The 20705-nt window shown below is 48.7% G+C and carries 18 protein-coding genes; 15 read left to right on the top strand and 3 right to left on the bottom strand.

What is annotated here, in order from left to right:
* Positions 1-343: 343 nt before the first annotated feature.
* The gene (gltB, locus tag ACFO9Q_RS05115) at positions 344-4948 is read left to right on the top strand and encodes a glutamate synthase large subunit (RefSeq protein ID WP_379179375.1); all 4605 of its coding nucleotides are present in this window, start codon (positions 344-346) and stop codon (positions 4946-4948) included.
* A 527-nt stretch (positions 4949-5475) separates the two neighbouring features.
* Here gltB and ACFO9Q_RS05110 read toward each other — a convergent pair.
* On the bottom strand, positions 5476-5844 hold the full coding sequence (locus ACFO9Q_RS05110) for a helix-turn-helix domain-containing protein (RefSeq protein ID WP_379179373.1): 369 nt from the start codon (positions 5842-5844) through the stop codon (positions 5476-5478).
* A 239-nt stretch (positions 5845-6083) separates the two neighbouring features.
* On the opposite strand from ACFO9Q_RS05110, the gene ACFO9Q_RS05105 reads away from it, so the two are divergent.
* The 14 genes from ACFO9Q_RS05105 (at position 6084) to ACFO9Q_RS05040 (ending at position 18987) form a co-directional block, all read left to right on the top strand.
* Positions 6084-6542: a PilZ domain-containing protein gene (locus ACFO9Q_RS05105; protein ID WP_379179371.1), complete on the top strand. Its 459-nt coding sequence runs from the start codon at positions 6084-6086 to the stop codon at positions 6540-6542.
* Complete coding sequence (locus ACFO9Q_RS05100; protein WP_379179369.1) at positions 6533-7294, top strand: YveK family protein; 762 nt, start codon at positions 6533-6535, stop codon at positions 7292-7294. Before ACFO9Q_RS05105 ends, ACFO9Q_RS05100 begins: the two co-directional genes overlap by 10 nt.
* Complete coding sequence (locus ACFO9Q_RS05095) at positions 7275-7973, top strand: CpsD/CapB family tyrosine-protein kinase (RefSeq protein WP_379179367.1); 699 nt, start codon at positions 7275-7277, stop codon at positions 7971-7973. The genes ACFO9Q_RS05100 and ACFO9Q_RS05095 overlap by 20 nt, the downstream gene beginning before the upstream one ends.
* 36 nt (positions 7974-8009) lie before the next feature.
* Positions 8010-9383 carry a sugar phosphate nucleotidyltransferase gene (locus ACFO9Q_RS05090; protein WP_379179365.1) on the top strand — a complete coding sequence of 458 codons (1374 nt, stop codon included), beginning with the start codon at positions 8010-8012 and terminating at the stop codon, positions 9381-9383.
* A gap of 17 nt (positions 9384-9400) precedes the next feature.
* Complete coding sequence (locus tag ACFO9Q_RS05085; protein WP_379179362.1) at positions 9401-10543, top strand: nucleotidyltransferase family protein; 1143 nt, start codon at positions 9401-9403, stop codon at positions 10541-10543.
* Between the two features lie 9 nt (positions 10544-10552).
* Positions 10553-11530 carry an LCP family protein gene (locus ACFO9Q_RS05080; protein WP_379179360.1) on the top strand — a complete coding sequence of 326 codons (978 nt, stop codon included), beginning with the start codon at positions 10553-10555 and terminating at the stop codon, positions 11528-11530.
* 68 nt (positions 11531-11598) lie between these two features.
* Positions 11599-12096, top strand: a complete 498-nt coding sequence (locus tag ACFO9Q_RS05075) for a hypothetical protein (protein WP_379179357.1) — start codon at positions 11599-11601, stop codon at positions 12094-12096.
* Positions 12097-12436: 340 nt separating this feature from the next.
* Positions 12437-13231 (top strand): hypothetical protein, encoded by a 795-nt coding sequence (locus ACFO9Q_RS05070; protein ID WP_379179355.1) that lies wholly within the window; start codon positions 12437-12439, stop codon positions 13229-13231.
* The gene (locus ACFO9Q_RS05065; protein WP_379179353.1) at positions 13228-13512 is read left to right on the top strand and encodes a PqqD family protein; all 285 of its coding nucleotides are present in this window, start codon (positions 13228-13230) and stop codon (positions 13510-13512) included. The genes ACFO9Q_RS05070 and ACFO9Q_RS05065 overlap by 4 nt, the downstream gene beginning before the upstream one ends.
* 43 nt (positions 13513-13555) lie before the next feature.
* Positions 13556-14020 carry a hypothetical protein gene (locus ACFO9Q_RS05060; protein ID WP_379179351.1) on the top strand — a complete coding sequence of 155 codons (465 nt, stop codon included), beginning with the start codon at positions 13556-13558 and terminating at the stop codon, positions 14018-14020.
* Entirely contained in the window at positions 14017-16239 is a 2223-nt protein-coding gene (locus tag ACFO9Q_RS05055; protein ID WP_379179349.1) for an ABC transporter ATP-binding protein, read from the top strand. Before ACFO9Q_RS05060 ends, ACFO9Q_RS05055 begins: the two co-directional genes overlap by 4 nt.
* Complete coding sequence (locus ACFO9Q_RS05050) at positions 16224-16694, top strand: DUF1854 domain-containing protein (protein WP_379179347.1); 471 nt, start codon at positions 16224-16226, stop codon at positions 16692-16694. Before ACFO9Q_RS05055 ends, ACFO9Q_RS05050 begins: the two co-directional genes overlap by 16 nt.
* Before the next feature lie 585 nt (positions 16695-17279).
* Positions 17280-18197, top strand: a complete 918-nt coding sequence (locus tag ACFO9Q_RS05045) for an ABC transporter ATP-binding protein (RefSeq protein ID WP_379179345.1) — start codon at positions 17280-17282, stop codon at positions 18195-18197.
* Complete coding sequence (locus tag ACFO9Q_RS05040) at positions 18190-18987, top strand: ABC transporter permease (protein ID WP_379179343.1); 798 nt, start codon at positions 18190-18192, stop codon at positions 18985-18987. The genes ACFO9Q_RS05045 and ACFO9Q_RS05040 overlap by 8 nt, the downstream gene beginning before the upstream one ends.
* Positions 18988-19133: 146 nt before the next feature.
* Here the strand turns inward: ACFO9Q_RS05040 and ACFO9Q_RS05035 are convergent, their stop codons facing one another.
* Both ACFO9Q_RS05035 and ACFO9Q_RS05030 read right to left on the bottom strand, forming a co-directional pair.
* Complete coding sequence (locus ACFO9Q_RS05035) at positions 19134-19595, bottom strand: bactofilin family protein (protein WP_379179341.1); 462 nt, start codon at positions 19593-19595, stop codon at positions 19134-19136.
* Between the two features lie 5 nt (positions 19596-19600).
* On the bottom strand, positions 19601-20575 hold the full coding sequence (locus tag ACFO9Q_RS05030) for a M23 family metallopeptidase (protein WP_379179695.1): 975 nt from the start codon (positions 20573-20575) through the stop codon (positions 19601-19603).
* Positions 20576-20705 lie beyond the last annotated feature (130 nt).

Below are 20705 nucleotides of genomic sequence, written 5' to 3'. Positions count from 1 at the left end.
TCGCATTCATAAAAATATTAAATTGCTTCCCTTATACCCTGATGTTAAAATAACATAATAACTGCGTAATAGCGGATTCGGCCCGGGATATAGTCACACTTAAGTGCACTGCTTCATTAAAGGAAGAAAGGCACATAAGTGAGGGATGGAATCAAGCAGGCCGCTGTGCCTCGCTAACTACCATTCTATGATAAAACAAGCCAAATATGAAGCACAAAGCGCATGAGCTGTCGCGCGGTTGTTCGTGATATCCGGGAATACCTGCGCAGGGATGGAATGCAGCACGAAGGTTAAGCTTGGATGTATGCCCAATTATCTTCTGATAGAAAGGTTGCACACACAGATGAAAAAGAAATTTTTGGGATTGCCGCCGAAGCAAGGCCTCTATGATCCGCAATTCGAGAAAGACGCTTGCGGAATGGGCTTTGTGGCCAATATTAAAGGTAGAAAGTCGCATACGATTATCCGCCAGGCATTAACTCTGCTGGAGAATATGGAGCATCGGGGCGGTCAAGGAAGCGAGCCGAACACAGGGGACGGAGCAGGCATTCTCTTGCAGATCCCTCACGCATTCTTCGCTGCTGAATTGAAGCGCGCTGAGATTGAGCTGCCTGCGGAAGGCAATTATGCCGTAGGGATGCTCTTCATGCCGCATGACGAGTCGCTGAGAGCTGCGATGGAACGGGTACTTGAGAAGATCGTGCAGGAGGAAGGCCAGACGATGATCGGCTGGCGTACCGTGCCGACTAATGATGAGAAGCTTGGGGCGTCCGCTCTTGCGGTTAAGCCTTACGTTCGCCAGGTATTCATAGGTCGCAATTCAGAGCTCAAGGATGATCTAAGCTTCGAGCGCAAGCTGTATGTCATTCGTAAGCGTGCTGAGCTTGCTATCCGCTATTCCGGCATGGAAGGCGGAGAGATGTTCTACTTCTCCTCGATGTCATCCAAGAAGATCGTCTATAAGGGCATGCTGACAACTGAGCAGGTTCGTTCCTTCTATGTGGAGTTGAATGATGAGTCCGTCGTCACAGCGATGGCACTCGTTCACTCACGGTTCAGTACGAACACCTTCCCTAGCTGGGAGCGGGCTCATCCATTCCACTATCTCATCCATAACGGTGAGATTAATACGCTGCGCGGCAACGTCAACTGGATGCATGCGCGTCAGACGCTGTTCGAATCGGAATTGTTCGGATCCGATATGGAGAAGATCAAGCCGATTATTAATCCGGATGGCTCGGATACGGCTATGTTCGACAATACGCTGGAATTCCTGCACCTGTCAGGCCGCTCTCTGCCGCATGTCGCTATGATGATGGTTCCAGAGCCTTGGTCGAAGCATGAAGCGATGAGTCCTGAGCGCAAGGCATTCTATGAATATCACAGCACACTCATGGAGCCATGGGACGGACCAGCCGCAATGGGGTTCACGGACGGTGTTCAGATTGGCGCGATTCTTGACCGGAATGGTCTTCGCCCAGCACGCTATTACGTGACGAAGGACGACCATATTATTCTAGGCTCTGAGGCAGGGACGGTTGACATTCCTGCGGAGAATATACTATATAAGGATCGTCTTCGCCCTGGCCGTATGCTGCTTGTTGATACTAGAGAGGGACGCATCATCTCCGATGAGGAGGTTAAGGCCTCTATCGCGGCTGAGCATCCTTACAGCGAATGGCTGGAGGAGCATCTAGTTGGACTCGATGATCTGCCGGACGCGCCTGAGCTTCCAGAGCCGGACCATGATACCGTACAGACCAGACAGCAGGCGTTCGGCTATACATTCGAGGATCTTCGCAAGGTGCTTGAGCCAATGGCTACCAAGGGTGAAGAGCCGATCGGATCGATGGGCTACGATGCTCCGCTCGCTGTATTATCGGAACGGCCTCAGCGACTGTACAACTACTTCAAGCAGCTGTTCGCTCAAGTAACGAACCCGCCGATCGACGCGATTCGTGAAGAGATTATTACGGGCACTGGCACAACGATCGGACCTGAGCGCAACCTGCTGAAGCCAGAGCCGGAGAGCTGCAGACAGATTCGTCTGGAGACTCCGATACTGTCTAATGAAGACTTCGCCAAGCTGCGTCACGTGCGCCGCCCTGGCTTCAAGTCCATTACACTGCCGATCTTCTTCCCTGCTGATCAAGGTGAAGCCGGGCTTCGCGCAGCGATTAAGCAGATGTGTGAAGCAGCTGACCGTGTCATCGCTAAGGGGCATAACATACTCATCCTGTCCGATCGAGGTGTAGATGCGGAGAATGCTGCTATTCCAGCATTACTCGCGGTATCATCCTTACATCATCACTTGATTCGCGAGGGAACCCGTACGAAGGTATCGCTGCTCCTCGAGTCAGGCGAGCCGCGTGAGGTGCATCACTTCGCATTGCTGCTTGGTTACGGCGTGAGCGCTGTTAACCCTTATCTTGCCTTCGAGACGCTTGATGATATGATCCGTCAAGGCATGATCAGGGGAGTTACTCACGATAAGGCGGTTAAGAACTTCATTAAGGGCGCTACGAAGGGCGTCGTTAAGATTCTGTCCAAGATGGGGATATCTACGATTCAATCTTATCGGGGTGCTCAGATCTTCGAAGCACTCGGTCTGAAGGAAGACGTAATTAACGAGTTCTTCACCTGGACGCCATCCCGAATCGGCGGAATTGGCCTTGATGTCATTGCGGAGGAGACGCTGAAGCATCATAATCGCGCATTCGCCGAACAAGAGGGCAAGGACAAGGAACTGGACTCCGGCGGAGATTATCAGTGGCGTAAGGATGGAGAGGACCATCTCTTCAGCCCGCAGACGATTCATACGCTGCAGATGGCATCCCGTGCGAATGACTACAAGCTGTACAAGAAGTTCTCGGCACTCATCCAAGGAGAAGACAAGAAGCATCTGACGCTGCGCTCCTTGCTGTCCTTCCGTTCGGACCGCAACTCCGTGCCGCTCGATGAAGTAGAATCCATCGAGACGATCGTGAAGCGGTTCAAGACTGGAGCGATGTCATTCGGTTCGATCTCGAAGGAAGCGCACGAGAGTCTAGCTATTGCGATGAACCGCCTTGGCGGTAAGTCCAATACGGGTGAAGGCGGAGAGGATCCTGCCCGCTTCATTCCAGATGCCAATGGTGATTCACGTCGAAGCGCAATCAAGCAGGTCGCTTCCGGACGATTCGGTGTCACGAGCAACTACTTGGTCAATGCGGATGAGATTCAGATTAAGATGGCTCAAGGCGCGAAGCCTGGTGAAGGCGGTCAATTGCCAGGACGTAAGGTCTATCCTTGGGTTGCTGAAGTTCGCGGCTCTACACCTGGAGTTGGTCTAATCTCACCTCCGCCGCATCATGATATCTATTCTATTGAAGATCTTGCTGAACTTATTCATGATCTGAAGAATGCGAATCCTCGTGCTAGAATTAATGTGAAGCTGGTCTCCGAGGTTGGTGTAGGTACGATCGCTGCTGGTGTTGCTAAGGGACGCGCGGATGTAATCATGGTCAGCGGTTATGACGGCGGTACTGGAGCTTCACCTATGGGCTCCATCAGACATGCGGGCTTGCCGTGGGAGCTTGGGCTTGCGGAGACGCATCAGACGCTCATGCTCAACAATCTTCGTGACCGCGTTACCGTCGAGACAGACGGCAAGATGATGACTGGACGAGATGTTGCAATTGCAGCCTTGCTGGGCGCAGAAGAATATGGCTTCTCCACTGCTCCGCTTGTCGTGCTAGGCTGTATAATGATGCGTGTATGCCAGCTGGATACTTGCCCGGTTGGTGTAGCGACACAGAACCCTGAGCTCCGTGCGAAGTTCATGGGTGATCCAAGTCATGTAGTGAATTATCTTCGCTTCATTGCCGAAGAGCTTCGTGAGATTATGGCAGAGCTTGGCTTCCGCACCATCAATGAGATGGTTGGTCGGGTTGATATTCTGGAGTCGAAGGTGTTAGTTGATCATTATAAGGCTAAGGGTCTTGATCTGACACCGCTTCTGCACCAGCCGGAGGTATCGCAGGAGGCTGCTCGTCACTGCGTGCAAGAGCAGAATCATGGACTGGAGCTGTCGCTTGATATGCAGCAGCTGCTCCCGCTTGCGGCAGCTGCTCTTGAGAGCGGTGAGCAAGTAAGAGCAACACTGCCTATCCTGAATACGAACCGTGTTGTAGGAACGATACTCGGCAGTGAAGTTACTCGGCGTTATGGAGCGAAGGGGCTTCCAGAGGACACCATCTCCTTCCACTTCGTCGGATCAGCTGGACAGAGCTTCGGCGCCTTCGTACCGAAGGGCATTACCTTATCTCTCGAAGGTGATTCGAACGACTATGTGGGCAAGGGGCTCTCGGGCGGCAAGCTGATTGTAGCTCCATCGCCGAAGGCAACCTTCCCGGCAGAAGAGAATGTCATTATTGGCAACACAGCCTTCTATGGCGGAACGAGCGGGGAAGCTTATATTCGAGGCATTGCCGGCGAACGATTCGCGGTTCGGAATAGCGGCGTACAAGTGGTCGTTGAAGGAGTAGGCGACCATGGCTGTGAATATATGACTGGCGGCCGTGTAGTTGTACTCGGTGAGACAGGCAGGAACTTCGCTGCGGGGATGTCAGGCGGAGTAGCTTACATCTATGATCAGTCAGGCGAGTTCTACAAGCATTGCAACCTGGAGATGGTTCTCCTCGAACGTCTGGAGAACGCTGCAGATATAGCAGAGCTTCGCACGCTGATTGAGCGTCATGTACAGTATACTGGCTCGGCACCTGGTACTGAAGTATTGAACGGCTGGGAGAGCTCGCTAAGCAAGTTCGTCAAGGTCATTCCGAAGGACTACAAGCGTATGCTTGAGCAGATTAACAAGGTCGAGGAGACCGGTCTTGAGGGCGATGAGGCGCTTCTTGCGGCATTCGAAGCCAACATGAGAGAGCTGGCCCGTGTAGGCGGCAATTAAGGGATCGAGGCATGGATAAGAGGCTGAGCAGAATAATCTGCTCAGCCTCTTTTTGCGCCTTAGCCTATTAATATTTAAGCGGTTACATAGTATCTAACAAGGAATCATATATTCTATTTAATGAAATTGTGCATACCTTATAAGAACAAAAAAACCCACAAAGCAGGATAATGAAGCTAGCGCTTCTTCTCATACGCTTTGGGAGTTCGAATATTTATACCTATATATGTCACGAAAAAACAATCATTCGACAAAATGCCACTAAAAAAGTGGAGGACTGCCTCCATCATCCGACATACTCCATAAGACCTATTCGTTATAATAGCCATATGTTTTTGGAAATATGGGGCATTACATACAAATAGAGATATAGAATGGGAGCCGGGGAACCATGATTGGAAAGAGTAATCTAAGAAGCGAAGAGAAAACACCGATTGAGCTTAACTTATCAGATATATTGCTGCAATTAGGTATCCCTCTGGAAAACTGGCAAAAACACTTATTAGAAGACTCAAGCACTGAGCAAGCTAGTTCATCTGACGTTCCGCTCGAACAAAAGCGATAAACCGTCTAGTCTCCTCCGCCGTCAACTTGCGTCCATCCACACTCAAGCTGTACTTCTCCAGCAGTTCATCATTAGATAACTCAAGTTCATCAACAAACTCTCGTATATCATCCGTTAAGGTAGTATGAGGATTAAGGGTTCTCCCGACCAGATAATCGATAGACACTTTGAATAAGTCAGCAAACTTAGATAAGGTCTCCGTGTCGGGTTCCCTGCGATTCTTCTCGTAATGCGATAAAGCTGCTCGAGATATTCCAAGCTCTCCAGCGGTTTGTTCCTGTGTCCATCCCCGCTCATCCCTCAATGCGGCAATGCGGCTACCGATGCTCATCTTACATCCTCCTTACATCCGTTACATTTATATTAATACGTAAACGAGACGAATGCATTCATTTTAGAAAACTTGCAACAAAACGTCGCATATTTGTAAATAATGCATGAAAATCACTTGACATGCTACGTATTGTATCGTAAAGTAGGTTTATCAAATAGATACAAAATGTATCATACTCTAAGGATATCCAGATGACCTGTTCTATAGTCCTACTGGTTCCAACTGAGGAGTGAATAATGGATATTCAACCTTCGAAAAAAATCAATCCCCGACCAAAAATTCGCCTTAAGTTAACAAAAGGCGTCCAATCAAACCTGCAGCTGTTAGATCTCAAGGGCTCCTTGTTAACCGAATCATCATGTACCGTTCACATTCAAGAAATAAGTCAGGATGGCCTTACCTATGTCTCAGACCTTAGATTTCCTGTTAGGGAGCCTTATATGGTTCGACTGCAGTTCGAGATTGCCGGAATACCTCTTACCGTATGTGGTCGAGTAAGCTGGCGCCATAGGCTGGAGAGTCTATATGAACATGGCATTCGGTTCTATCCAGTGAACAAGATCCAAGTGAAGCTCCTCCAGCTAATGAACGAAGAGGTGCTGCGGAGGAATCCGCATCAATCTCAAGTCCATAAGCTGTATCAAGGCTTGAAACAAAATTCACAAACAAAAACTGGAGGTAACCCGTGGAACTGAAAAATTATTTCAAAATCATTCGTAATCGATGGTGGCTCATTCTCGCCTTTGTTCTAGTAGCCAGTGTAACAACCGGTGTGTACAGCTACGCATTCATCCAACCTACCTATTCTGCTTCATCCAAAATAATTGTAAATAGTGTTACGGATTATGGCGGCGGAATCAAAGAGGTCGATATGAATTCCATTAATACAAATCTATTACTCATTAACACTTATGTTGAGATCTTCCAGTCACCGGCCATTATGAACAAAGTAGTCGAATTGTATCCTACACTTGGACTTACCTCAGAAGAGCTGATTGGCATGGTATCGGTCAGCACCTCCATGGACTCGCAAGTGATGACACTCCAGATGACAGACACTTCTTACAAGCGTGCTGCTGAGGCTGTGAATGCCGTAGCTACGGTCTTCAAAACAGAAATTCCCAAAATCATGTATGCAGATAATGTGACCATTCTTAATCAGGCTGACCCCAAAGAGCTTGTTGGCCCGATTGCTCCGAATCCAGAGCTTAACATATTCATCTCCATTGTCGTTGCTGGGATGTTATCCGTTGGCTTGATATTCCTCATGGAGTATCTGGATGACACGATTAAGAGTGAAGAGGATGTTAATACCCTGCTAGAGATTCCTACACTTGCATCAATTAATATGATTGGAAAAAACGACTTCAGCAGCTCTAAACGGTCCAAATCAAACAAACATCCTATACAGGCAGGTGATAATACATATGTCCCGGCAAATCAATGATAAAAAGCTCATTACCTATCTAAATCCAGATTCTCCAATCTCGGAAGCTTACCGGTCTCTTCGAACCAATATTCAGTTCTCATCGGTTGATGAGCCCGTACAGACCATTATCGTCACATCAGCTGATTCTGGGGATGGCAAGACAACGACGATTGCCAATCTGGCAGTGGCATATGCGCAGGAAGGCAAAAGAGTGCTTGTCGTTGATGCTGATCTTCGAAAGCCGTCGCTGCATGCGTTGTTCTCTCAATCCAATCAAATTGGATTAACCAATATTCTGACGAATCAAGTGGCATGGCAGGAAGCAGTAAGAGAGACCAAGATTGATAATCTTGAGTTCATAGGATCTGGTCCTACACCGCCCAATCCATCCGAGATACTTGGATCCAAGCGGATGAAGGCATTGATTGAAGAGCTGAAGGGCCAGTTCGATATTATTCTATTCGACGCGCCTCCTGCTCTAATCGTAACGGATGGCCTCGTGGTAGCATCCATGTGTGATGGTGTCGTATTCGTCATTAATGTAGGAACTACGAAGCGCGGTCAAGCTGAGAAGGTATATGCCAGTTTGGAGCATGTGAAGGCCAGAGTACTTGGTGCTGTGCTTAACAACAAGAAGCGCAAGGACAAGGATGCATTCTACTATAGATATTATGGCAAGACGGCGGGCAGCAACTAAGGCTGTACATAGATAGAGAATAGGATGGTGGACAGGATGAAAATTATACTGTTGTCAGGCGGTTCAGGCAAGAGACTCTGGCCATTATCTAATGACTTCCGCTCCAAGCAGTTCCTATCGGTGCTTGAAGGGCCGGAAGGTAGATCAGAATCAATGGTACAGCGAGTGTGGAGGCAACTGGAGGAAGCAGGTCTGGCTGAGCATTCCTATATTGCGACAGGAAGAACTCAGGTCGAGGTCTTGCAGAGTCAGCTCGGTACAGATGTTCCTCTGATCGTTGAACCTGAACGCAGAGATACATTCCCTGCTATTGCTCTCGCTTCGACCTATCTATATTCCATAGCTGGCGTATCTCTGAATGAGACGGTTGTCATCATGCCTGTTGACCCCTATGTGGAACAATCCTTCTACGACAGCATGAAGCTGCTGGATCCTGCCTTGAAGGAAAGCGGAGCTGACCTTAGCTTAATTGGAGTAAGGCCGACGGCTCCTTCTGAGAATTATGGTTATATCGTACCTGCCACCGAACACAAGGATCATTCAGGGCTCTATAGAAGAGTGGCATCCTTCAAGGAGAAGCCGAAGGAAGCCGATGCAAGGCAGCTTATCCAGGACGGAGCATTATGGAACTGCGGCGTGTTCGCATTCAAGCTTGATCTGATGATTACGATGCTCATGAGCATGGGCTTGCCTATTCAATATGATGAGATGCACAAGCAATATAAGAAGCTTAAGAAGAACAGCTTCGACTACGAGGTCGTTGAGAATGCCGAGCACATTACAGTTATTCCCTATGAAGGAGAATGGCGGGACCTCGGTACCTGGACGACGCTGAGCGGAGAGATGAAGCAATCTGTACTAGGCAAGGGGAGCATGACTGCAGATTGTGAGAATACGCATCTCATTAATGAGCTAGAGACACCAATCTCTATTATTGGCTTGTCTAATGTAATTGTGGCTGCAAGTCCGGATGGAATTATCGTGTCGGACAAATCCATGAGTACAAGAATCAAAGAGATTGCAGGTCAAATGGATCAGAGGCCGATGTACGAGGAACGCAGATGGGGCTATTACAAGGTCATCGATTTCCTTCAATACCCTGAGGGCAGGGAAATATTGACTAAGCGGATCTGCATTACTGCGGGCAAGAACTTAAGCTACCAATACCATATGCAGCGCAGTGAAGTATGGACGGTTATATCTGGACAGGGTGAGCTTATTATGAACGAGCAGCATCAGCTCATCAAGACGGGAGATGTCATTCAGATTCCAGTGGGTACGAGACATAGCATTCGCGCGGTCACCGATCTAGAGATTATAGAAGTGCAGTCCGGCGAACTGCTAGTGGAGGAAGATATCGTAAGGCTGAGCATGAAGTGGGAAGAGATTATAAGCATGGTAAGTGAATAGAGGGTAGGGAGATTAGTATGCATACAGTAGCCTTCATCGAACGAATCTATAATACGAATCTCCCTCTGCTCAGCACAACAGACGAGGCTCAGTTGATCTTAGAGGACTTAGAGCGGTTCGAGATTTCTCCGCCAGTCTATCACTTGCTGAAGAGTAAGGAACTGCTGGATGAAGTGCCCGAATTCATAAGTGCAGCCCTTAAGATGAAGACGGAACGTGTATTCTTCAACAATCTGTTCATTCGCAGTGAGATGAGAAGGCTGCTCTCACGAATGGATGAGCTCCAGATTGATGTAATACCGCTTAAGGGAGTCCAGCTAGCAGAGACTTATTTTGGCCATTTATCCGCTAGAGGAACCTCGGACATTGACTTGCTCATTCGTCCGATGGACTTGCAGCGAACCTCCGAGCTTCTAGAGAAGCTTGGCTACGAGAAGGAAGATGAAGCGGACTCGGCACATTTTCATCAAGTATACACTAAGTCATTCTCTAATCAGTTATTCGATTCACTCAGCGTCGAGATCCATTGGAATATACTGCGAGGTCATACATCGAATACTCAGGTAGATGCACTCTGGGAGCAAGCAGAACCAATGCTGCCTTATCGCTATGTGCATGAATTGACTACACAGCATACGTTCTATCATCTGTGCCTGCATGGCTACAACCATCACATTCTATCCCTGAAGTATGTCATAGACATTGTCCACTTCCTGTATACCAAGGCTGAGCATATTGATTACTCTGAATTATTCGAACAAGCGAAGAGGGACGGGAATTACTCCAAGATGATTATTGTCTTGACGCATGTGTATGATTTGTTCCCAAGTCTTCGAGCCGCTAGGCCGCTTCCAGAGGAGAAGAGATGGCCTCTGTGGGACCTGCAGCTTATGCGCAAGCAGGTAGCGGATGTCAAGGATATGCAATATTATTTATTTCGTATGTTTTCCACCTTTATGACCTACGACCAACTATCTCACAGCGTGGCACACCTCAGATATATGATTTTTCCTCCACGAGACTTCGCATCTTTTCAACTTACTACTGCTCAGAATAAGCACAAGTCACTGATTGGGTTATATGGCCACGTCTATTCTAGACGAATGAGACAATTATTCACAGCCTATCAAGCGAGGAAGAATGAGCAGAAGGGACACTAGGAGATCAAGATGACTAAGACGGTCAAGCGGATACTGATCATATGCGGTTCGATTCTCATCCTAACGGCTGCTGGACTGGGTGGATACAGTTGGTATCTCTATCACTCCGTTAAGCAGACAGCTGAGATCATGTACGAACCTGTTACTAAGGAAGAATACATCAGCGTTGATCCGGAAGTGCCGACAGAAGCGGATATGCCCGCTAAGCAGAAACCATTCTCGGTGCTAGTGCTTGGGGTCGACCAGCGTGCGAATGATGCTGGGCGCTCTGATACGATGATTGTGCTTGCTGTCAATCCAATGAAGAAATCGATCTTAATGTTCAATATCCCGAGGGATACGAGGACTGAGATTATCGGTCATGGCAGAATGGACAAAATTAATCATGCTTATGCCTTCGGAGGGGTGCAGATGTCGCTGCAGACGACAGAGCATCTGCTGGACTACCCCATTGACTACTATATCAAAGTGAACATGGAAGGCTTTGCGCAAATGATTGATCTCCTTGGCGGGGTTGAGGTTCATAATCCATTCGAATTCTTCTATGAAGGGATACAGTTCGACGAGGGTGAACTGAAGTTATCCGGCAAAGAAGCCCTGGCTTATGCGCGGATGCGGTACGATGATCCTAGAGGCGACTTTGGACGCAACAGCAGACAGAGAGATGTCTTAACGCAGGTGATGCGCAGCGCGCTGCAGTTCTCTACAATTACTCAGATTCAATCTATTCTTGACCAGCTGGGAACCACAGTGAAGACGAATATCAAGTTCGAGGAGATGAAGGCCTTCCTAACGGACTATAGGTCTAACCTCAATACGATTGAATCCGTCGAGATGGTAGGCACAGGTCAGATGATAAACGGTATCTGGTATTATCAGGTTGCTCAGGCGGAGCGAGATCGTATTCATCAATTGCTTAAGGAGCAGCTTAGCGTACAAGAGTCTGTCATTGCGAAGTCGGGTATAGATGCTGCCTCGGCTCCGTAACTGCGGGTTATAATCCTCTCCTCCCCCACATACAGTTGAAGTAGCTTGTGGACAAGGGGGAATGGACGGTGAGAAGGCGCAGAAGAGGCGCAGCAGGGTGGAGAATCATTCTATTCGGCATGGTAGTGCTAATGGGCTGGCTCACTTGGCGATCTCTGGCGGACTGGACAGATTCCGGAGGAACGGATCAATCCGCAGAGAAGCTGGTTGAGCAGTTCTACAAGCTTGAGCAAGACGGAGACTACGGAAGCTCTTGGGAGCTGTTTCACAGTGCGATGCAAGAGCACTTCAAGAAGGACTCCTATATTCAGAGCCGTGCACATGTGTTCATGCAGGATTTAGGCGTCCACACGTTTGAATTCGAGCTGGGTGAAGCTGTGCTGCTTGATCATTGGAAGATGTCAGATGAAGCAGAGCCTATGTACAATGTGGTGCAGATCCCTGTTGAGCAGACTTTTGCGAGCAAGTTTGGAAGGTTTAGTATGCATCAACTTTGCTATGTCACACAGGAGCAAGGTCACTACAAGCTATTATGGTCCTATCAAAATAGCAAGAAAACGCATTAAAAGCTATTTTCATAAATACACTTGACTTGATACAAAATGTATCATAAATTATAGGAAAAGTGAGGTGATAACATGAAGAATACTTATGTAGCTCCAAAAGTACTGTTGCATGAAACGGTAGAATTCGGTACAGCCAGACCAAGTACACGCAAATGGAACTATCTGAGATGCCTTACACACCTAAGACGCACAGGGGTTTGGCATCCAGCACATTGTGCGCCTTACTATCCTAATCCTTGTTAAGCTGAACACGCATACCTGTACTTATTGTGGAAGCGATAATCTTTCGCTTCCTTCTTTTCTCTAACACAAAGCATCCATTATAAAGCGAGGGCTGAACATGCTGCAAATGTGGTCTAAGGTTGGTCGTCATTACCTGTTGTTCTCCGTTCAGACAGATCTGCTCAAGCATACACTGCAAGAGAGGTTCACTGAGATTGAGCCACCTGCTGTACACATCGAGCCGGATATAACCATTGAAATCTTCGAATTCGTTGGGGAAGAATATATGAAACACGAGATCGATGTTGCAATAGAGCAGACGGATGAGCATGTTCGATTCGTTAGGACAGATTACGAACTGACCACAAGCCTAGACTACCGTAAGGCTCATATACTGGCGCATGATCCCGTTGGTCTCATGCATGCTCTGCTCAACCTGTACAGCAGCTACCTCATCTACCACGAGCAAGGCTTGCTCCTGCATTCCTCGTGTATTATTGAGAATGGGAAGGCCTGGCTGTTCGCAGGGGATTCGGGTGCTGGGAAGTCTACTGTGGTGACCTTGTCCCAGCCAAGACCCGTGTTATCCGACGAAGCTACGTACATCATTATTGATGAAGGTAACTTAGTTGTCCACGACTCTCCGTTCCGCAGTGAATTTCCTGGACCATGTGCTGTTCACGAATGCTCGATTGGAGGCATTCATCTGCTGAATCAATCTCCAGATGTTTATCGGGTGCCCATGACGAAGGGCGATACGCTGATTGCTCTTATGGATAAAGTATTCTATTGGAGACACAGCACTCAAGAGACCTCGAAGATGATTTCCTTATGTAAAAAGGTTGTGATGAGCACATCCGCCTATCAGCTGTATTTTCAAGAAAATGACTCATTCTGGGAGAGAATCTCATGAAAACATTAGAGAATCAGAAGCTAAGGCAGCATCCATACGTAGAAGCGGCAGAGATGGAAGGGGAATGGGTGCTGCTTCATATGGAAACACATTCAGTCACTAAAATCAATGGCGTTGGAGGTGTTATCTGGTCTCTCATCCCAGAATATCCGACAGTTGATCAACTAGTTACTCGTATCCAGTTGGATTATGAAGTAGAGAAAAGTCAGCTAGAGGCAGATGTCTCTTCCTTCATTGAAAATCTGGTGGATTGCGAGCTGCTTGAACTGCAAGATGAGTGAAAAGGCCAGAATTGTAGCCGAGCTCCTTCAACGCAGAAGCCAAATGGAATTAGCGTCCTATGGCATTAGCATGTATCCTCTGATTAGAGAAGGAGATATTAGCACCTTCGAGGTTGTGGATAGCAACAGCTTGAAGGTTGGTCAGGTCTACTTGTTCATTAATGAAGACGGAGCACTAGTTGGACATAGGCTCCACTCTATACAGCAATCCCAGCAATCCCAGCACTCACAGCCTGTAGTCTGCAATTATCTGTTCAAGGGTGATACCTGCGATGAGTTGGATTCCCCTGTGAGTAGAGATTCAATAATTGGGCACTTAATTGGAGTGCGTAGAGGAACGAGATGGCTTCCATCTGACGGCATACGAGCACGCTGGATAGGTTGGATGGTACAGAGAGCACCAGGCTGGAGCAAGCTGATGCGCAGACTGGCAAGATACAGACAGGTAACCTTGCTAGCCTTACGACGTCAGGCATTATCATCTCCTAAGCGGAGGAATGTTAGATGAATCAGCAGTTGAAGCACGAGGATGAACGGAATGAACCTGAAGTCCCATGGCTGGAACTGCCAGCGGACATTAGTCTTGCTAATCACTATGACCATTACTCCATCCAGTTCACAAGGAATGGAATGTATATACGCCATGGAGACGGAACGATCAGGATGGAATGGGACCGAGCCGATATAGACAGCATTGAGGTGCGCAGTGCAAGAGGCGGTGCATCCCTGTACGTGAAGTCCCAGGGCCGAATGATCGAAGCTGCTCGGATGACCGAGTCTGTTGCTGAGCTTCATCGTGAAGCTATGAGCGATCTCATGCACTGGATTGCTTATGGAGCAAGGGAGCATAAGCAATCAGAGGAACAATCTTCCACAGAGATGAGTACATGCCCACAATGTGGCAGGTCAGCTCCGTTAGACAAGCGCTGTTGGCGCTGCAGAGGGAAGCTTCATATATGGGGAAGATTGCTGCAATATGGCAAGCCCTATCGCCACTTCATTGTACTAAGCGGAATTATTCTAGCCGTAACCTCACTGATTCAAGTTATACCCCCATACCTAATGAAAATGATGCTAGATGAGATAAATACAGCTGAAGCCAGCTACACCGTGCTGTTATGGACGGTAGTCAGCTTATTCCTTGTGCGCATAATTGAAAGCGGATTGGAAATGGCAAGGGGCTTCCTGGGGCTGCAGCTTGGCGGGAAGCTGATGAGGGATATACGTAAAATCATGTTTGATAAACTGATGGATTTATCGATGAAGTTTTTTGACCGGAGACAAATGTCCCAATTCATCGGCCGAATCAATCAGGATACGGAGGATCTGAAGGAGTTCCTGACAGACGGCATTATTCAGCTCATGACTCAGACCTTACTCGCAGTCTTCATATTCATCATGATGCTGCAGCTTAATTGGAAGCTCACACTGCTAATCCTGCTGCCCCTGCCTATCCTTGCTCCTCTCTTCCTATGGTTATGGCCCAAGGCAAGGTCGATGTGGTACAGCCAGTGGCATTCCTCCATGAGCGTACAGAACTTGATTGGTGAATCTCTGCAAGGCATAAGGGTCATTAAGGCGTTCGCGCAGGAGCAGACAGAGAAGGATCGCTATCATAGAGCGAATTCAGCTGCTATCCAGAGAGCGGTGTCGATCGGCTACTTATGGCAAGGCATCTCCCCTATCGTATCCTTGGTTGTAGCGCTGTGCGGTGTGGGATTATGGTATGCAGGAGGACGGTATGTGATCGAGGGTACGATGAGTGTAGGTTCCTTAGTTGCCTTCTCTACTTACTTAACGATGTTCTTCGGTCCTGTCATGTGGCTGGGACAATCGCTGAGCTGGCTCAATCAGACGCTTGGAGCAACAGAGCGAGTGTTCGAGATTATGGATACCCCTGTTGACGTTGAAGACCAGCCGGATGCGAAGCCATTGCCGATTGCACAAGGTCGAATACAGTTCAATCAAGTAAGCTACGGTTATACGTCCGATCGACTGGTCCTGCAGGAGATTAGCTTGAACATAGAGCCTGGTGAATTCATCGGCATTGTCGGTCATTCGGGAGCTGGCAAGTCTACGTTAATTCATCTGCTCTGCCGATTCTATGATCCGGATGCAGGCTCTATAACGATTGACGGGACTAATCTGAGAGAGATTAAGCAGGCGGATTACCGCAATCAGATCGGTGTCGTGCTACAGGAGACCTTCTTGTTCGATGGCACCATCGCTCAGAATATAGCCTATGGCAGGCCTGGTGCTGCTCCGTCTCAGATTATTGAGGCTGCTCGATCTGCGAATGCCCATAACTTCATCAGCCGATTACCTGATGGATATGATACGAGAGTGGGAGAGCGTGGTCATCGCTTGTCAGGGGGAGAGAAGCAGCGAATTGCGATAGCCCGGGCACTTCTCCGGGACCCGAGAATTCTTATATTAGATGAAGCGACTTCCTCCGTAGACACAGACACGGAGCGTCAGATTCAGGAAGCATTAGGGCGCCTAGTAGGTGGAAGAACGACAATCGCAATTGCCCATCGATTATCTACACTTATGGGAGCCAACCGGTTAATTGTGCTTCACCATGGAAGGATTGCCGAGGTGGGAACCCACCATGAATTATACAGCGCTAAGGGGCATTATTACCGGCTCATTGAGTCGCAGCGGCGCGGGCAGGAGACCATAACGCAGGATGAGGAGGTTGAACTCGCAGCATGGGCAGCCAATTAACGTTAAGCTACGATAGAGAAGGGGAACTAGTAGCGAGCCGATCCGATCAATCAATAGCTGGGATTAAGCTTGTCCGCTGTTATCCCTTCTCGTATCCGTCCGAGTATATATCCGTCCGAGATGATCAGGATGACGAATGGCACTTCATTCCCTCCTTAGATGAGCTGGATGAACAGAGCAGAGGCATTGCCGAGGCGGAGCTTAACCGCTATTACCTGATTCCAACGATAGAGAGAATCTCTAGCATTAGGAGGAGGAACGGCGGATGGGAGTGGACCGTGGAGACGAGCTTCGGTCCCGCAGCCATTATGCTCGATAATCTTCATGAGAATATGACAGAGGTGAGAAGCTATTGTTATATTCTGAGCGATGAGCAAGGAAGGAAATATCAGATTGACGAGCCACATCTTAAGGATGATCACACAAGGAAACAATGGGCGAAGGTGGGCGGGTGACGGACTGCCAGCCATTCGCCCTTAGTTGTCTTCTGTTAATCTGACTATTTCAGTAAGCGTATTCAAGACATGAAGTCAGATATTGCAACGTGAACCGACAAAAATTGACGATCTCTATTGACAACAATCGGGGATTATCATAAAGTAATAGTCATAAGATACATTTTGTAGCATATAATCTATTAATCGATACAAATAGTATAGTTCGATAAAAAAGTAGGAGTGTGTAATGATGAAACCTGATGTATTTTGTGTAGGTTGTGGGAAGATGGTTGCCGATCATCCTGGCACCATGTTATTCCGAACTGCTTTTTACAAGGTTATCCATCCCGCAGGCTGCTGTGAACCGTGCTTGCTAAGGAAGATGAAGCCGGAGGTTGACAACTTAGTGAACTTACCCACTGCTGGCAAGAGAAGCAGCCAATATGAGGATTTGAATGAGAGTCTCTTGTCTACAGCCTGCCTGTAGGGAGAGATTTTTTTTTGTGGCTAGTCTGAGAAATCTACCAATCGTTTCCTCTATAGGGTATACTGATGAGGATTTGCGCTGCAAAATTGCAAAATGGGTAAGGGGGTAAAGTCCGCATGAATGAACCTATCGTTCAACTACAAGGCGTTACGAAACGAATCGGACGACGCACAATTATTGATAAGCTCACTCTAGACCTGCCTCTAGGAGAGGTGTTCGGCTTCCTAGGGCCGAATGGAGCGGGCAAGACGACAACCATTCGAATGATGGTTGGCTTAATGTCGATAACCGAGGGCGAGATTCTCATTGGCGGTCACAGTATCCGCTCTGAGTTCCACAAGGCGATTCGCCATGTGGGGGCAATCGTTGAGAATCCCGAGATGTACAAGTATCTGACCGGCTATCAGAATCTGGTGCACTATGCGCGCATGATTCCAGGAATTACGACAGAACGAATGACAGAAGTAATCGAGCTTGTAGGCTTAGAATCCAGAATACATGACAAGGTTAAGACCTATTCCCTTGGAATGAGGCAACGGCTGGGGGTGGCTCAAGCCATCATGCACAAGCCTAAGCTGCTTATACTGGACGAGCCGACGAATGGTCTCGACCCGGCTGGCATTAGGGAGCTCCGCGATTACTTGCGCAAGCTGTCTCAGCAAGAAGGAATTACTGTATTCGTATCCAGCCATCTGCTTACAGAGATGGAGCTCATGTGTGATCGGGTTGCCATCATTCAGAACGGCAAGCTGATCGACGTGCGCAGCATTCAGAGCAATCATTCCTCCACAGCTCTCTCGCGTTATGTATTCGAGGTGGACGAGCCTGAAGCGGTCATTCGCTTGGTTCAAGCTGAGGGGCTCACTGTAGAGCGCGAAGGGAACGCGGTAGCAATCAGCACCGACAAGGAGCAGGCAGCGGAATGGAATGCGCGGCTTGTCAGAGCGGGAATCAAGGTGTACGGCATGAGAGTATTGAACAAGTCGTTGGAAGATCAATTCCTGGAAGTAACGGGGGGTGAGCGTATTGTCTAGCTTCATGAATCTGATTGCGAATGAGAATATGAAGATATACCGTCGTGCAAGAACGTGGGTCATGATGGCCATTCTAGTCGCTCTCGTACTTGCCATCTCCATCATAGCCTATTCCGTGGGAGGAAGTCCTCTTCCTTCGATGTGGGAGATGATGAGCATTGAATCAGCCGTTCTGTTCCTGCTCGTTACGATCTTCACAGTCATCCTGTCCGCAGACAGCGTAGCCGGAGAGTTCGGTACGGGGACGATTAAGCTGCTGCTTATCCGGCCATGGTCAAGATCCATGATTCTGCTGTCCAAGTATATATCGCTTCTGTTGTTCGCTCTGCTGCTCGCCGTCATTCTCTTCGTTGTGTCTATCCTGACCAACGTATTGCTGTTCGGCGCAGACAGTTCATCGGCTGCTCAGGATGTCATGAATAGTTCCATGGGCTCTTCACCTCTAGCCTACATGTTGGAATTTTATCTGCTGAAGTTCGTATCGCTCATCGTTACGGTCACGCTTGCGTTTATGCTCTCTACGATTTTCCGGAGCGGGGGGCTTGCTATTGGGTTGTCCCTGTTCATCCTGCTCGGTCTGAATACATTCATAGGACTGCTCGCCTATACGAAGTACAAGTGGGTAGACTACCTGCTGTTCATCCATCTGGAACTGACTCAGCATATGAATGACCAGCCCCTAAGGGAGGGGACGACGCTTGGATTCTCCCTATCCGTCCTGGCGGTCTACTATGTAGCCTTCCTGGCGCTAACCTGGTATATCTTCAACAAGAGAGATGTAGCTGCTTAAGCTTCGCAAGGTCAGCCCAGCGTGCTCATCCAGCCTAACAAACGCCGTTCCTCCCAAGCTTCCTCATCCGAGGGCAGGGGGCGAACGGCGTTCTATATGAGGATTGTGCGTATACCATACAAGCAAGCTTGGGAGGAGGTTATAGTCTAACCAGCCTGCCGCGCCTTACCATGTGCTTCCTTGGCTTCTGTCCCTTGGCCTCCCGCAGCCGCCGAAGCGCTTGCTGAAGGTTGGCCTTCCGTGAGCGAGCGTGTACGAGAATCAGATACCCTCTCCATTCGGCAGCTTCCGTCGAGTATCCCTCCGTCATGAATAATAATGGAATTGGCCTTCACGTTGCCCGACAGCTCGCCCGTCGCTGTAATCGTCAATCGACCGCTAACGATAATATCTCCATACAGCTTGCCTGCAAGCGTAATGTCCTTAGCTGTTATATTGGATCTGGCTGTACCGCATTCTCCGATAATAAGGTCTCCTCTGCATTCTATATCTCCGCGATATTCGCCTTCAATGCGCAGCCCCGCCTCACACAGCAGCTTGCCTTCCACCAGCGTTCCCTGTCCTATGAGGGTATCCGCTGCCGCCAATCGCTTATTCTCCTTGAACATGACTATTAGTCCTCCTTCACCAATCGTAAGTACTTCAAGGGGTTAACCGCCTCGTCATGCTGCATGATCTGGAAGTGTAAGTGAGGACCGGTGCTTCTGCCAGTTGAGCCCAGCTGTCCAATTCTCTCCCCGCGCCGAATGGCATCGCCCGTCTCCGCTTCCCTATCGCTCAAGTGCATATACACACTCTGCAGGCCGCCTAGATGGTCGATGACGATATAATGGCCCTTGGCCGAATCGTAATCCGACTCGGTGACGGTCCCTTCGGCTGCGGCATAGACAGGATCGCCTTGCTCCCCTGTAATATCAACTCCGGCATGGAAGGTGGAGCGTCCCGTGAAGGGATCCTTACGATAACCGAAGCCGGAAGTCATCATATGGGAGCGGGTCGGCCAGCCTGAGGGAGTGGCATCTACGGCCGCTCGGTGCTTCTGCGCCTGCTTCAGGGTATTCGCCATCGTCTGCTCCAGCGTATCCATCATCGTACTCATCTCTTGCCAATCACGCGCAGATGCCCCGTCAAGGGAGGCTATCCGTCTCGATTCAAGCGCCGTAGAAGCGCCAAGAGTACTCTTGGATGCGGAGGACTCTCTCGGCAGCCCAGAGTAAGCTTCTGCTTCAGACTGTCCATACTTCTCAATGAAGGACTTCAATCGACTCTCAAGCTGCTGCAAGCTATCCATTCTGCTCTTCAATTGTTGCTCTTGAACAGACAGGCGATCGACTTCCTGCTGCAAGAAGGCGATAATATCATCCTTGTCGGTTACGGTCTGAGCGAACTCGGCTGACTGCTCATGCAGCTCTCCTTCGAGCGCTTCTATCTCATAGTGAGACTTCAATTGGAGTCCTACAATACAGCCGGATACGGCCAGTACAGCTGCAGCTGGGGCTGCGACGAGTGATTTGCGGGAGACTTGGAACTGCTTCACAGACTTGTCTGCTCCGCGCATGACGACAAGTGACCATCTGGGCTTGTGCATTCGTGTCAATCGTTGTTCTCCTTCCGGCCGGCTCCTGAGCAATGATTAGAACGTTCTGATGTTATTTATTCTTGGAAGCTAGGAAACATGCCATAAAGTTTCACAGGTATAGCCGCTAGAGGAGATGCAA

This window comes from Paenibacillus sp. GCM10023252, assembly GCF_042653305.1.
GTDB lineage: Bacteria > Bacillota > Bacilli > Paenibacillales > Paenibacillaceae > Pristimantibacillus.
This window is presented reverse-complemented; position numbering and strand designations above follow the sequence as displayed.

Bases quoted from the DNA above. Each gene is read 5' to 3' on its own strand.
- ACFO9Q_RS05095 (WP_379179367.1), top strand. From the start codon at position 7,275: ATGTCCCGGCAAATCAATGATAAAAAGCTCATTACCTATCTAAATCCA.
- ACFO9Q_RS05055 (WP_379179349.1), top strand. From the start codon at position 14,017: ATGAATCAGCAGTTGAAGCACGAGGATGAACGGAATGAACCTGAAGTC.
- ACFO9Q_RS05070 (WP_379179355.1), top strand. From the start codon at position 12,437: ATGCTGCAAATGTGGTCTAAGGTTGGTCGTCATTACCTGTTGTTCTCC.
- ACFO9Q_RS05080 (WP_379179360.1), top strand. From the start codon at position 10,553: ATGACTAAGACGGTCAAGCGGATACTGATCATATGCGGTTCGATTCTC.
- ACFO9Q_RS05090 (WP_379179365.1), top strand. From the start codon at position 8,010: ATGAAAATTATACTGTTGTCAGGCGGTTCAGGCAAGAGACTCTGGCCA.
- ACFO9Q_RS05045 (WP_379179345.1), top strand. From the start codon at position 17,280: ATGAATGAACCTATCGTTCAACTACAAGGCGTTACGAAACGAATCGGA.
- ACFO9Q_RS05110 (WP_379179373.1), bottom strand. From the start codon at position 5,844: ATGAGCATCGGTAGCCGCATTGCCGCATTGAGGGATGAGCGGGGATGG.
- ACFO9Q_RS05030 (WP_379179695.1), bottom strand. From the start codon at position 20,575: ATGCACAAGCCCAGATGGTCACTTGTCGTCATGCGCGGAGCAGACAAG.
- ACFO9Q_RS05105 (WP_379179371.1), top strand. From the start codon at position 6,084: ATGGATATTCAACCTTCGAAAAAAATCAATCCCCGACCAAAAATTCGC.
- ACFO9Q_RS05065 (WP_379179353.1), top strand. From the start codon at position 13,228: ATGAAAACATTAGAGAATCAGAAGCTAAGGCAGCATCCATACGTAGAA.
- ACFO9Q_RS05050 (WP_379179347.1), top strand. From the start codon at position 16,224: ATGGGCAGCCAATTAACGTTAAGCTACGATAGAGAAGGGGAACTAGTA.
- ACFO9Q_RS05035 (WP_379179341.1), bottom strand. From the start codon at position 19,595: ATGTTCAAGGAGAATAAGCGATTGGCGGCAGCGGATACCCTCATAGGA.
- gltB (WP_379179375.1), top strand. From the start codon at position 344: ATGAAAAAGAAATTTTTGGGATTGCCGCCGAAGCAAGGCCTCTATGAT.
- ACFO9Q_RS05060 (WP_379179351.1), top strand. From the start codon at position 13,556: ATGGAATTAGCGTCCTATGGCATTAGCATGTATCCTCTGATTAGAGAA.
- ACFO9Q_RS05085 (WP_379179362.1), top strand. From the start codon at position 9,401: ATGCATACAGTAGCCTTCATCGAACGAATCTATAATACGAATCTCCCT.